Here is a 13,527-nt window from a genome sequence, read left to right as displayed (position 1 = left end):
GATGGCCGCTAAATTTTGGGGGCTGGTGCGCTCAGAAGGTCTTCGAGAGCTGGAACCAGGCGCGGCCCGACTTGTCGGGGGCGGACGTCGCATCGGCATCGCCGAGTTTCCGCGCATAGGTCGCCTTGGCGGCGATACCGTACGGCCCCGCCCAGCTCAGGCCGGCGCCGTACGCGCTACGCTTCGCGTGGTTCGATCCGTCGAAATACGGGTGCTTGACGTAATCGACCTCGCCAACGTCGACGAACCCGAACAGCTGGAGCGCACCCGGCACGACCTGCGGCAAGGCCAGCCGCGCCTCGGCGGTGGCGACGTAGCCCTGGTCGCCGTAAGCCTCGCCCTCGGGGTAGGCGCGGACGGCATAGGCGCCGCCCAGCTCCATCTTCTCGGAAATGTCGAGGTTGCTGAACGCGATCTGCCCGCGCGCGGAGGCGAACAGCGACAGCGGCCCGGCGATCGTCTGTAACCGCGCGAAGCTGAACTGCACCTTCCCGTAGCTGCCATCGGTGCGCGCGGTCAGCGCATCGATCGAGCGTTCGAATGCGCCGCGAATGTCGAGATTGCCGACCGAGTAGCTCAGCGAATACGCGCTCCAGCCGCCACCCAGAAGCGTGTCGTGCTCATCGCCGCTAAGTCCTGCGGTGACGACCTGCGCGCGGCGGTACGTGGTGACGTCGACGATGCCGATCTTGTCCTCGAACCACTTCACGTCGCCGCCAACCGTCACGTACAGGTTGTTGTCGCGCGAGCGGATCAGCGGATAGCTTGCATAGACGCTCGCGACGTCGGCGTTGCCGCTGCCGTCGAGGCTGTCGAATTCCTTGCCGAGCGAATAGTCGAGATGCGCGAACGCGACACCGAGCGTGACCTGCCCGATCGGTGCCTGGTACGACGCGCGGCCGTAGGCGAGCCCGGGGAACGACGTCAGCGCGCGCAGGCTCAGCACGTCGCCCGAGCCGGTTGGATTGTTCCAGTTGACCACGCCGCCGACGCGGTAGGCGCCGGTGTAGCGGTTGCCGGCATTGTCGGCTTCGACGCTGCCGGTGATGCTCTGGCCGGGGGTGATCGCGACCAGCAGGTCCGACGTGCCGACCGCGGTGCCGGGGCTCAGCGTCGACGATACGCGCACGCCGGGCAGGTCCGACAGCATCAGCAAGCGGCGCTCGATCGGTGCGACCGCGACCGGATCGCCGACGTCGAGCCCGGCAAGGATGCCGTTCGCAACGCTGTCGGAAAGTCGTGACTCGTTCTTGACGCCGACTGCGCCGAAGCGTCCCTCGATGACGGCAATCGTAACGGCGCCGCTCCGTACGTCCTGTGCGGGCAGGTAGGCGTTCGCGACGAAATAGCCGCGACTGGTGTAATAGGCGGTGATCCGCGCGGCGAGCGTCTTCAGGTCGGACAGGTCGAGCTCGCTGTTCGGCGTGAACTGCGACGCGGCGATCAGGTCGGCCTCGGGAAACAGCGTCGCACCGGTCACGCGCAGCGAGCGCACGAGCGTCTTCGGACCACCCGTGGCGGCAACGACGACCGGCGTCTTGCGCTCGAAGCCGAAGTCCGGTGCGCGCGTCTCGTTCAGCGGTACGGGCGGGATCTGCTGGAGCTGTCCACCGGCTCCCACGGGAACCTGCGCCTGCGCCGATTGCGTCGAAATCAGCAAGGCAGCCGGGCTCACAGCCGCAAGCGCGGCCGCCCAAAGGGTCGACTTGTACATGAACACCTCGAAAGTCACCGCGGATGGAAGGCACGGGTCTCCCATCCGCAGCAGCGGGAGCCATGTTCAATGAATGTGGGGAGAGCGTCCGAAGCAAGGACGAAGCCTTCGAAGATACTGGAGCCCGATTATGATCGGGTCTCGAGAATCTGTATGCAAACAGGCATCATGGGGCTGAAACGCTCCGTCGCGACGTTCGCAACGCTTGGCCTATTCCACCATACTTGATCTATGTATGTTACTAAGATCAATTACAAGATAAATGTATGCTTAATTGATCATTAATTTACAACTATTGCAGTAGAGTAGCAGTCGTGGGCGTGACTGGGGCCTGTTATGTGAGCGTGTAGATGACGTTGACGTAAAGAGCAGGGGGATACTGTCATTCGGGCCGGTAGGCAGCGGTATGCTGTTGCTGGAAGTGGTTAGGATTCCACACAGCGCCGGTGCCGTGATCAGCATCCCTCGCACGCGGGGGCACGGTACGCCCGCCACCGACTGTCTCGCGGCCGTGGCGCAATAGCGCGCCGCAGCTATCCTCGAACGTTCCGCTATCGCCTCACCACCGCGAGCAACACCAGCCGGTCGATCAGGAAGATCGCGATCACCGACATTCCCAGGATCGGGAAGACTATCCCCGCGACGATGAGAATGGCGACAGCGCCCTTGATCCTCGTCGGGGAGACGCGCGCTGGCGCGGCAAGGCGACCCGCCGGGCGGCGTTTCCACCACATCACGACGCCGCTGATCACGAGCAACACGATCGCGAGGCAGGTCGCCAACATCACGAGTTGGTTCGCGAGCCCGAAATAATTGCCCATGTGCAGTTGGACGCCGAGCTCGATCGCCTTCGCTGCCCAGGCGTAATCGGGGTAGCCGACCTCTCGGATTAAGCCGCCGGTCCAGCGATCGAAATACAGCGTGCGCTGCCCCTGCGGCTGATCAGGATAGGTGTAGGCGGTGTAGACGCCGGTCGCCCCACTCGGCAGGAACAGGCGATACGCACCCGCGACGTGGTGATCGCGCGTGACGGAGGTTGCGATCCGGTCGATCCCCGCAACCGCCGCATCGTCCCGCACCGCCATGGTCATCTCGTGGCCCGCATGACCGGCATGCTCCGCGGACGCCGTGGATGTCGGCATCGGCGCTTGCTCCATCGTCCACGGTGCTTCGCCGAGCGCGGTCTTCATCGGCACGCTCGCCGGCGCATTATGCGTCCGGTTCGATGCCGGGTAGCCGATGCCGAGCGCCGCCGTACCGCGGTTGAGCAGGTCGCCCTGGATCCCGGCCCAGGGGAGGCCGGTCAGCAGCAGGAACGCGATGAACGCGACGGACCAGACGCCGATCACCGCGTGCAGGTCGCGCCAGAACAGGCGTCCCCTCGCGCCGAGCCTGGGATAGAGGATACCGCCGAAGCCACCCCGACCACGTGGCCACCACAGGTACAGTCCGGTGACGATCAGGACGAGCGCCCAGCACGCAGCAAGCTCGACGATCCGATCGCCGACCGTGCCGAGCGTCAGCGATCCGTGCATCTCGTCGGCGAACCCTACCAGCGTGCGGCCATAGATCGTCGAGCCGAGCACGCGGCCCGTTCCCGGATCGACGGCCACGCGAAGCGGCTCGCCGTGATCGGGGGTGACGAATACGACCGCCGAGCGGTTGGGCGCGCCAGGAAGGTCGATCCGGGTTGCTGCCCCTGGATGAGCCTTCAGCGCGGCATCGATCATCCGCGACGGCGGCACCTGCGTTGCATGGACCGCGACGAATCGCTGCGCCGGATACAGCGCATCGTCGATCTCGTCGTTGAACAGATAGATCGAGCCCGTGACGGCCAGGATCAGCAGGAAAGGCGCGACGATCAGGCCGGCATAGAAATGCCAGCGCCACAGCGCGCGATAGGCTTTCGGATCGACCGAACCGGTGAATGCCATCTGGAAACCCCTGCTCAGAAATGCGTGGAAAGCGCGATTTCGACACTGCGTGGCGCGCCGATATAGACGTTGGTCGTCGGGTAGCCCGAATACTCGCCGTAGAACGCGTCGGTCAGGTTGCGGCCGCGGACCGACACCGATGCTTGCGGTGCGACCTGATAGCTGATCGACGCATCGATGGTCGTATGCCCGCGGACGAAATAGCTGTTGGCGGTGTCGGTGTAGAAGCCGGACACGTGCCGGACGAACCCGCCGAGGGTCACCGGTATGGCCTTGATCGTATAGAGCGCCGATCCGCTGACGGTGGTCGAGGGCGTGTTGATCGGTCGGTTGCCGGCGCGGTCGATGCGGACGCCGGCGATCAGCTCGCTCAACTGGTCGTACTGCGCGTCGGTATAGGCGGCACCCGCCGACACCGAGAGCGCGTCGGTCACCGCCGCGCCGATGTTGAGTTCGACGCCTTGCGACGATTGCTCGCCACCTTGAATGGCTTGCTGCGGATTGTTCGGATCGCGCGTGAGGATGTTGGTCTGCTCGATCCGGTATGCGGCGCCAGTCATCGTCAGCCGCTTGGCGAACGCCGAGGCCTTGAAACCGACCTCGTAGGAGCGACCCTTGGTCAGCTTGTACGTCGTGTTGACGATCGATTGGAGTAGTATCGACGATACCGGTGTGACCGCGGTCGTATATTGGCCGTACAAGGTGATGTCGGGCGTAAGGTCGTAGGTGGTGCCGATCCGCCAGGAGAACGGATCATAGGTCGGCGTGCCCCGCGTGACCGCGCCGTTCGCGTTGAGGTTGGTGATGACGCGGGTCAGGTCGATATGATCGTACCGCGCTCCGCCGACCAGCAGCCAGCCTGGAGTCAGGTTGAGCGCATCCTCGGCGAACACCGACGCCGTCTTGAGCTTCGAGTCATAGACGACGTTGGTCGTCGAATAGGCGGCATCGCTGGTCGGGAAGACTCCGACGATCGGCGCGAACGGATCGACGTTCGCGATCCGCACGGCCGCATTGCCACCGACCGGGCTTTGCTGGCGCGGGTTGACGAAGTTCGTGTCGTTATATTCGCCGCCCAGGCTGAACCGGTTGCGCAGTCCTGCGATCACGCTGTCGTTGGCGATCACGAGCCGCTCGTTCCAGAATTTGTGGTCGTGGTAGATCCGCTGGACCGACCGCGCGAAGCTGCCATTGGGGAAGGCGGCGGTCGGGGCGGTAAAGTTCTGATCGCCACTCAGCACGAAGTCGCGCTTGGCGTGATACCAGGTGAAGTCGTTCGCGACCGACCAGCCGCCGCCGATCGTATAGTCGATCCGCGACCGCAGCGTCGTGTCGCGTGCGCCAGAATAGGCGCCGTACGGATTGTAATTGCGACGGCGCAGAGCCTTGTCGAGCACCATGCCGTTACTGCTCCGCAGCGCGTTGCTCGGATCGCGCGCAACGGCGGCAGAGACGAACGGCAGCCCTTGGTAGCTGCTGTCGTACCGGTCCTCGTAATGGTCGACGGCAAAGAGCAGGCTCAAATCGGCCGATGGCTTGAACAGGATGCTGCCCGTCAGTCCGACCGAGCGCGTCGCATTGTCGTCGACGTCGTACAGGCTGTCGGAGTGCATGTAGCTCGCGTCCGCGCGGATCGCGGCGCTGTCCGACAGTTTCAGGTTCACGCCGCTGGCCGCGGTCACCGTGTCGAAGCTGCCGACGCTCAGCAATCCGTCGAGGTGGTCGCCGTCGAATGTCGGCTTGCGCGTGACCTTGTTGATGACTCCGGCCAGCGCGCCTTCGCCGTAGAGCACCGAGGCCGGCCCCTTGATCACTTCGATCCGGTCGAAATGCCAAACATTGGTATCCCGTTGGACCACGGTCGAGGTGGAGATACGGACGCCGTCCTGCAGGATCGAGACGGCGCCGCCCGAAAACCCGCGCAACGTCACGACCGCGGGGTTGCCGGGGACGTTGCCAGCGATCGCGCCGACGACGCTGTTGAAAACCTCGCGCGCGGTGCGCAGCCCCTGCACCTGCATGTCCGCCTGCGTCAGCGTCTCGACGGTCGCGGGCGTCTCGCGGACCGAGAGGCCGAGGCGACTGCCGGTATCCGATTTGCGATCGAGCTTCAGCTGGTCGCGCTGGCCGGTGACGACGATCTCGGCCTTCTTGTCGATCGCGTCCTCCTTGTCAGACGCGTGGGCGGTCCCCGAGAACGCGACGATCGATGCCGACGCGAAGACTATGGTTTTGAACATGTGAATCCCTGCTGGATCCGTCCGCACATCGAGGTGTGGATCGGATACCGTCATCCCCCGCGGGCAAGCCGCGCGTGTCGAGACCGGTCCGCCATCATGGTGGACCAGCCGAAGCATCGTGATCGCGCCCGGTCCGAAGACCGACGGATCACGCGGCGGGGAAGGGCGGAGGGCCTCGCAAGGGTGGCCGAAGATAGGGTTGCGCAGCGATCGATACCGCGGTTCTCACGTGGCGGACGAGACCGACGATGAACGCGATGGCGATCGCCAGCAGCACCGGATCGACCGCTGCCAGCGACGGCGCGGTCAGGCCGGAAAAGGCGCAGGGCATCTCCCGCTCCTGATGATCGGACTTGCCCGAATGATGCGCCATGCCCGGCATCGCCATCGCCATCATGGGTGCCATCACCGTCTGCACAGGCACGGTGCCGCCGCAGATCTCGATCGTCACGCGCCCCCCGGAGACGACCGGCATGAACCCGGCTGGCACCAGGATCTTCATCGCCAGCGCGCACGCAAGCACCCACGCCGCCAGCTGGCGATGGTCCAGGAGAAGGCGACGGAGTGCTGCCACGGCGCACGACTACGCGCTCGCAGTGGCGCTGTCACGTGGACGAAACGTCCCGTTAAAGCCTGGATCAGCCGCGTCTCAACCGCTTCCAGCCGAGCCAGATGCCGCTGACCGACGTCACCAAGCCAACCAGCGAGAACAGCCAGATCAGCAGGTCCCACGCCGGCCGGTACCGCGTCAGTATGGTCAGATCCCATTTGTGCAGCAGGTCGAACGCCCAGCGGTATGTCCGCCTGCGCCGATCGATCCTGGCCAGCACGTCGCCGGTCGCGGGGTCGATATACAGCCACGTCGCGGCCGGATCGTCGAAGCGCAAACGGAGCATCGGCAGGCGAGGGAGACCACCGGGGTCGTACCAATATGCGTCGGGCTCGGTCAGCCGGTCGATCGCGACCGGCGGCGTGCCGGCGACAAGCACCCGTGCGGCGGCAACGATCGCATTTGGCTTTGGCTGGGACGGCACGAGCGTCGCGGCGTCGAGAATCTGACGTCGGCCATCCGGATACTCGAGCACCACGAGGGGTGTCGCCGCATAGTTGGTAATCTCTAGACGGACGGCTCCCGCGCCGACATGGCGCAACCGGTCGAGGGGTACGGCCGGCATCACGCCAGCAGCGGCATAGGCGCGCACCGCCCGCGCATCCGGTTCCGCACTTCGGAACAGGTGCCAGGGACCGACCGACAACCATCCGCTGAAGATCCACGCGATCAGGAAACCGCCGCCGACCAGCCCCGCGACATGATGCCAGAGCATCCACCCGCGATACGGCGTCATCCGCCCGCCCTTGAACCGGCGGGGGCCGATGCGTGCGCGGAGGATACCGATCCAGATGCCGGCGAGTGCCGCGGCGATACACGGCCCCGAAACCCACATGACGACCTGTCGCCAGGCGGCGTTGTCCTGGCGCAGGACGGTCGGATACAGCCAGTGCGGCACCGATCCCAGCCAGTTCCAGAACCGCTCGGTCCGGTCGGTCGACTGGACGATCTCGCCGGTCGAAGCCGACACGTAGAGATTGGTGCCGCCCTCGTCCTCCAATGTCGCTTTCCACAGCGGGCGATGTCGGTCGAAACCACCCGACACCGTCCACTGATCCCGCATGATCCGCTCGACATTCAGGACGCGTGCTCGCCCGAAACGGCTTGCGACGCGAACGGCATAAGCCGCGTCCACCGGAGCCAGATGCCGGCCCTTGCTTGCGGAAACGGTATGCCGCTCGTCGTCCCAGCCTTGACTCCGCCAGACCGGTACGCCGTCGCGCATCTCGAGCAACAGGTCTTGCGGCAATCGCCCCGCATCGAGCGGTGGCGGCACGCTCACGGCGGACCAGTCGATCGCCTCGGCTCTCGCCAGCGCTTCGGTTGGCGAGAGTGAAGGGTACGGCACGTACAGCATCACCAGGCCCGACCCGAACCACATCGCGAAGAACAGGCAACTGGCGATGCCGACCCATCGGTGCACGAGATACAGCCACCGGCGCGCGTGCCTGCCGGCGTTAGAAACCGGCACGAAGCGACACGTCCAAGGCGCGCGGCCGCCCCAGCACCCATTGCTGCGCGCCGTAGCTGTTGATCGCATAATCCTTGTCGAACAGATTATAGACATGCACGTCGATCGCGACCCGCGGCGTCACCGCGTAGGACAGCGTCGCGTCGACCGTCGCATAACCCGGAATGCGGAAAACATTGGCGTTGTCGGAGAATCTTCGCCCGACATAGCGCAGTCCGGCACGCGCCTGGACCGCCGGTGTCGCGGTCCAGCTAAGCCACAGGTTCGCCGTCGTCTCGGGGACGTCGGGTGGCGTGTTGCCGGCAAAACTCCTTTCGCCCGAGACGAAGTCGTCGAACCGCGCCTCCAAGACGCTGCCATTGGCGTCGATCCCGAACCCTGCCGGCAAGTCCAGCGACACCGCAGCCTCGATACCCTTCGCGGATCGCTGCCCGACCTGCTCGATCGGGCTCGTCGGGGTCAGTTGCGACAACAGTCCTTTCTTGACGATGCGATAGGCGGCGATCGTCGCGGTGCCGCGGCCATCCAGGAACACGGCCTTGGCGCCCGCCTCGACCTGGTCGCCCGTCGCGTTGCTGAAATGGACCTGCCCGGTGGTATAGGTCGTCAGCGTCCCCAGCGGATCGACGCCGGTGGCATATTGCGCGTAGAACGAGACCGTCGGGACTGGCTGATAGACCGTCCCAACCCGCCATGTCGTGTTGCCGAGCCGCTTGTCGAGCGCGAAGCTTGCGGTCGGGACGGCGGCAGTCGAGTCGATCGTCCAGCGCCGTATCCGATCGCGCTCATAGCGGATGCCGCCGACGATCGAGACATGCTCGCCAAGCTTCAGCCGGTCCTCCGCGAAGATCGCATATTCGTTCGTCCGCGTGCGATACCGCGGTGCGATCCCCTGCGTGTCGACGATCACGCCAGGATCGAACACGAACGGATCGACGACCGAGACCTGCGGGTCGGCGCCGAAATTGTGCGAATAGGTGAGCTTGACGAGGTTCACGTCGAAGCCCGCGACGACGTCATTGGTCACGCCGTCCGCGATCCGCGTCTTGAGCGTCACGCTACCCTGGTCGCCCCATTGCGTCTGATCGTGGACGATCCCGGTCATGTCGGTGCGATAGATGCGCCCGGGCGTGGCGCGCACGTCATTCGCGCCATTGGGACAGAAGCCGTCCGCCGCCACCCAGCAATAGCTTTCGAGGTTGAGCCACTCGCGCTTGGAGGTGAGCCGGTACGCCTGATTGCTGACGGTGAGCGTCTCGCTCGGCTGCCAATCGACCTGGAGGCTTGTCCGGTTGTCGCGGTAGCGGACATGGCCGTCGCGCGTGTTGTAGTTGCGGTCGCGATTGTCGTGGTCGAGCCGTCCGTCGATCAGCGGCGTACCGAAATAGCGCATCGGATTCTGGTTGCCATAATCGTCGCGCACCGTGACGACGAACCGATCGGTCGGTGCCCAGCGCAACGTCCCCGACAGCGCGTAGCTTCGTGATTGCCCGCGATCGACATACCCGTCGGACCGCCTGTAGCTGCCGTCGACGCGGTAGGAGAGATGCTCGTCGAGCGGTCCACCGGCACCGGCTGCGACGTGGAAACTGTCCTGCGATCCATAGCCGATCTCGCCGTCCACATCGGTGTGCCGCGTATTCGGCTTGCGCATCAGCACGTTGACCGCGCCGCCTAGCGCGCCTTGCCCGTACAGGACGGAAGCCGGACCGCTGAGCACGTCGATCCGCTCGACCATCCACGGGTCGCTCGGAAAGGTGATCGTGCCGGCTGCTGGAAAGAGGCGGATACCATCGATCAGTTGCAGCACCGAACCTTGACCGCTGAACCCGCGCGCGGCGAGCGCGGTGCCACCATTGCCGAGGTTGGCGACGCTGGTGATGCCGGGCGCGCGGCTGGTCGCGTCGTTCACGGACACGTCGCCGCGCGCCCGGATCGTATTGCCGTCGATCGTCGACAGCGTCGCCGGCGTTTCGAGCGGCGACAGGTTCAGGCGGCTGCCGGTCGAGTTCGGAACCGTCAGGTCGGCCTGATGGCGGCCGGTTACGAGGATATCGTCGGCGCTACTCGCCGAACGATCCTCACTGGTCTGCGCGCTGGCCAGGGATGGTAGGAAGGTGACGAGCAACGACGCGGCAAACGCGGCATACGGTGATGGAAACGACATATAAAAGCCCCCGAGGCGTCGGACGAACCGGCAGGGGCCTGTCACCGAGCACGAGGCTCGAACGTGCGCCGGCGAGCGCGCCACGAGCGGATTGCCCGAGCACGTCCAAGCGAACGGGAGCAGCCATACCCGACGGACGCCATCGCGACCGGCACGCCTGCCCATGCGGTCCCCACCGCACACATCGTCGCTCAGACGGAGTACCGTGCCTCGGCCATCCCCTGGACCAGGCAAGAGCGACCACACGCCGGCAGGTCTCCTGGCTCACGGGTCAACGCCCGATGCACAACCTTCCCAGACCGATCGGTCCAGTGGCTGGTGACCGGGGACTTCGCCCGACCACGCACGTGCATCACGCTCGCCGCTTACAGTTGCAGGGACAGCCTCGGCATCAGGTGGTCGAAGCCACCCTCACCGCGTTCCCTATTAAGCTCCTCGCGGAGCACCGGTGCGATCATGTCGACCCATCCGAGAACGGGCCGACGGGCAAGGTGTAGCGTGACGTTCCGACGCGGGCAATCGACGATCGCGTAACGATCTCAGCGCTTGGTCGACCTATCGCCCCCGCGTCGCGTCCAGGAAGGCGGCGGTCCAGCAGGTTTGCGATGCGCACCCCTTCATCGGACCGGTGGGGGACGCGGGGTAGCGCTTGTCCGCCGCGGCGGCCCAGAAGCGGTGGTGCGGGTGCTGCACCGGGCGGGTGCCGATACCGGTAACGTAGGATCGGTCGAGAGGATTGCGGCCGAGGATATATAATCAAGGCTCGTCACGACCGCGTCGCGGTATGCTGGCTATCGGTGCGCCCACATCTCGGGATGCGCGTCGATATAGCCCGACAGGGCGGTCGTGATCTGCGCATCGTCGGCGGTCGACGGATGCGAATGGCATCCCGTGAACGCGAGCCCGGTGACGGGCACGAACGCGATATTGCGCTGGCCTTCCGCCTTCAAACGCGCGGCAACCTTGCCGACTTCCGCCGCGATCTCGCCCCCGGCCATGTCGGTCGCCCACAGGACGACATGCGCGTCCGGATCGCGGGCCCGGAGGCGTTTGACGAAGTCGACATAACGCTGCTCGTAATCGGCATGGAGCGCCTCGCGCGTCTTCCACGGCTCCCCGGGATGGAGCGGCGTGGTGAAGTCGTTGGTGCCGAGCGCGATCACGAACAGACGCGGGTGCCACGCCGGATCGACGGAGCGCGTCGCCTTGTCGAAGAGCGTGAAGGGATAGGCAACGGGAAGCGTGTCGGCCGCCATGCCATTGTAATTGCGGACGATCCCCCGACCCGAGATAGCATTGACCTGATAGTCCGCGCCGTATCGCTTCGCCGCCAGCGCCGGCATGGCTTGCGCGGTATCGGTCGTCGCCCACACCTCCGCTTCGGTGCAGTCGCGCTTGGTCGAGACGTTGCCGTAGCCGACGGTGTGGGAGTCGCCGATGAATTCGATCTGGCGAGCACGGGCGGGGATGGGCAACGCGCGCGTTCTGGCCGCCGCGTAAAATCCGCCGAAGACGGTCGGCGCGGCCTGGCTCTCGCTGGCGACGTCGACGCGGATCGTATGGCGGCCGTTTGCTAGACCGGCGACGCGGTAGAGCCCTGGCTTGGGCTTGAAGAGCGTCGTCGGGGAGGATGCGTCCACCGTGATACGCAGGATGACATCCCCTTCGCCGATCTTCAGCAGGATGCCTGCGCCCCGAAAATTCGTCTCGAAATAGGTGCCCGGCCATTGGCGTCGATAGCCGTCCGACGTCCGCTCGACCCGGCCGCCGATATGCATCGGAAGCGCGGCACCGGGCTTGCTCGATACCGCGATGACGGTGATCGGCGTCGCGACCGCCGACGTCGACAACAACGCTGCACCGAGCAGGCCCAGAACCGTACGCATACCGTGTGTTCCAGTTCGATACGACAACGCCGGCATCAGAACGCCGCCATTGCTGAGGCATGCGCCCGGATCACGTCTTGCGTCGAGGCGTCGCTGTCGAACACGCCGTACCAGCCCTGCGGCTCGTGTGGCGGGTCACCCATATAGCCGAGGTCGCCGCGCTGGAACCGGTGGTCGGCATGCGGCGTGCGAGCCTCGCCGTTCCACGCCCAGAAGTTCGAGCCCGCGAGCGGTCCGCCGGACCTGGCATTGGTTTCGATCGCCGCATAAATCTGACGGTAGAAGCGATCCTTATAGACCGTCATGATGGCCGGATCATAGGCGGTCTTCCCGTCGCGCGGATAGCCGAACTCCTCGATCACCAGCGGCTTGCCGAGCGTCGTGGCCAGTCGGATATGCGCGTCGATGTAGTTGGCGACCTTGGCCGCGCCCGCGTCGTAAGTGCCGGCGAGATCATTTGCGTCCATCCAGGTCCAGTTGTTGGGCCAGATATGCGTCGTGAGGTAATCGATCGACGGCGAACGGTGCGCGGCGAGTACGACGTCCTCGCGCTCGATCGAACCCTTCAGCCCTCCGAACCGGTCGAGACGAGGTGGTTGGGGTCGAGCGTCTTGATGTACCGCGCGGTCTCGTCGATCCAGCGGTAGAAGGCGGGCAGGTTGGGTATGGCGACCGCAGGTCCGCCGGCCGGACGCGGCTCGTTCGCCAACTGCCACGCCATGATCGTCGGATCCGCGGCGTAGGCGACGCCCGTCGCGGTGTTCGTACGCGAGACGACCGCGCGGATATAGTCGCGGTACATCGCCTGCGCCCGGCCGTTGGCATAGAACGCGGCGTTCCAGTCGGCGAACGCGGGCCAAGGGTGCGCGGGGTCGTTCATGTTGATGAACTTGCCGCCGTTGACCCACGACAGATACGTCATCATTCCGCCCGACCATTCCCAGAAGTTGGTCAGGTAGATCACGCCGGTCATGTCGCGCTTCGCCATCTCGGCGAGCATCCAGTCGAGGCCCTTGAGCAGGTCTTCGTTATAGGTCGCGGTCTGGTCGCGGAAACCGGGCGTGATCGAGTTCTTCAACGGCGAGAGTTCCGCCGACCCGAGGATGCGGAGGTTGCGCACGCCGAGCGCCTTCAGGCGGTCGAGTTCGCGGCCGAGACGCGCGCGGTTGCCGTACGCGGTCTCCGCGCCGAGCCATGCGCCGTACCAGATGTTGGCCCCGGCATAGCGGTAGGGCTTGCCGCCCCGCCGGAAATGGGTTCCGTCGACCGTGACGAACGCCGGCGTTGCGGGCAATCCAGCCAGCCGACCGTTGTTCGTGCAGCCAGCGGCCAGGGCAACGCCCCCCAGCAACGCCGCACGTCGACCGATCATCGCGTCGTCCACGCCATCCCCCCTTTATACCGCCACCGCGTGAGCGTCCCCGCCGAACAATCGTCGACCGGTCGGGTTGCCCAGCGCCAAAGCCCTCGTCTTTAGGTTTGCATGGCGCGGCGCGCTACCGGGA

The 13,527-nt window shown here is 65.5% G+C and carries 10 protein-coding genes and 1 riboswitch; all 10 genes read right to left on the bottom strand.

What is annotated here, in order from left to right; all coding sequences use genetic code 11:
* Positions 1-31 precede the first annotated feature (31 nt).
* Complete coding sequence (locus tag J4O76_RS12895; protein ID WP_426282237.1) at positions 32-1,714, bottom strand: ShlB/FhaC/HecB family hemolysin secretion/activation protein; 1,683 nt, start codon at positions 1,712-1,714, stop codon at positions 32-34.
* A gap of 551 nt (positions 1,715-2,265) precedes the next feature.
* Positions 2,266-3,648 (bottom strand): PepSY-associated TM helix domain-containing protein, encoded by a 1,383-nt coding sequence (locus tag J4O76_RS12890; RefSeq protein ID WP_426282236.1) that lies wholly within the window; start codon positions 3,646-3,648, stop codon positions 2,266-2,268.
* Between the two features lie 14 nt (positions 3,649-3,662).
* Positions 3,663-5,888, bottom strand: a complete 2,226-nt coding sequence (locus tag J4O76_RS12885; RefSeq protein ID WP_426282235.1) for a TonB-dependent receptor — start codon at positions 5,886-5,888, stop codon at positions 3,663-3,665.
* A 148-nt stretch (positions 5,889-6,036) separates the two neighbouring features.
* A complete protein-coding gene (locus J4O76_RS12880) occupies positions 6,037-6,462 on the bottom strand; it encodes a DUF2946 family protein (protein ID WP_426282234.1) in 426 nt (141 codons plus the stop codon).
* Between the two features lie 64 nt (positions 6,463-6,526).
* Positions 6,527-7,921, bottom strand: coding sequence for a PepSY domain-containing protein (locus J4O76_RS12875; RefSeq protein ID WP_426282233.1), 1,395 nt, complete (start codon positions 7,919-7,921; stop codon positions 6,527-6,529).
* Positions 7,922-7,955: 34 nt separating this feature from the next.
* Positions 7,956-10,136 (bottom strand): TonB-dependent receptor, encoded by a 2,181-nt coding sequence (locus J4O76_RS12870; protein ID WP_426282232.1) that lies wholly within the window; start codon positions 10,134-10,136, stop codon positions 7,956-7,958.
* 232 nt (positions 10,137-10,368) lie between these two features.
* A riboswitch (cobalamin riboswitch) is annotated at positions 10,369-10,599 on the bottom strand.
* Positions 10,600-10,691: 92 nt separating this feature from the next.
* On the bottom strand, positions 10,692-10,829 hold the full coding sequence (locus J4O76_RS12865; RefSeq protein WP_426282231.1) for a hypothetical protein: 138 nt from the start codon (positions 10,827-10,829) through the stop codon (positions 10,692-10,694).
* Between the two features lie 98 nt (positions 10,830-10,927).
* Positions 10,928-12,022, bottom strand: a complete 1,095-nt coding sequence (locus J4O76_RS12860) for a GDSL-type esterase/lipase family protein (protein WP_426282229.1) — start codon at positions 12,020-12,022, stop codon at positions 10,928-10,930.
* Between the two features lie 35 nt (positions 12,023-12,057).
* A complete protein-coding gene (locus J4O76_RS12855; protein ID WP_426282228.1) occupies positions 12,058-12,489 on the bottom strand; it encodes a hypothetical protein in 432 nt (143 codons plus the stop codon).
* Between the two features lie 98 nt (positions 12,490-12,587).
* The gene (locus J4O76_RS12850) at positions 12,588-13,406 is read right to left on the bottom strand and encodes a glycoside hydrolase 5 family protein (protein ID WP_426282227.1); all 819 of its coding nucleotides are present in this window, start codon (positions 13,404-13,406) and stop codon (positions 12,588-12,590) included.
* Between the last annotated feature and the right edge of the window lie 121 nt (positions 13,407-13,527).

The sequence above is a fragment of the Sphingomonas sp. NFX23 genome (genome assembly GCF_049887795.1).
GTDB lineage: Bacteria > Pseudomonadota > Alphaproteobacteria > Sphingomonadales > Sphingomonadaceae > Sphingomonas.
The sequence above is the reverse complement of the archived record's forward strand: the minus strand, read 5'-3'. Positions and strand labels throughout refer to the sequence as shown.

Bases quoted from the DNA above. Each gene is read 5' to 3' on its own strand.
- J4O76_RS12895 (WP_426282237.1), bottom strand. From the start codon at position 1,714: ATGTACAAGTCGACCCTTTGGGCGGCCGCGCTTGCGGCTGTGAGCCCG.
- J4O76_RS12890 (WP_426282236.1), bottom strand. From the start codon at position 3,648: ATGGCATTCACCGGTTCGGTCGATCCGAAAGCCTATCGCGCGCTGTGG.
- J4O76_RS12885 (WP_426282235.1), bottom strand. From the start codon at position 5,888: ATGTTCAAAACCATAGTCTTCGCGTCGGCATCGATCGTCGCGTTCTCG.
- J4O76_RS12870 (WP_426282232.1), bottom strand. From the start codon at position 10,136: ATGTCGTTTCCATCACCGTATGCCGCGTTTGCCGCGTCGTTGCTCGTC.
- J4O76_RS12860 (WP_426282229.1), bottom strand. From the start codon at position 12,022: ATGCGTACGGTTCTGGGCCTGCTCGGTGCAGCGTTGTTGTCGACGTCG.
- J4O76_RS12855 (WP_426282228.1), bottom strand. From the start codon at position 12,489: ATGGACGCAAATGATCTCGCCGGCACTTACGACGCGGGCGCGGCCAAG.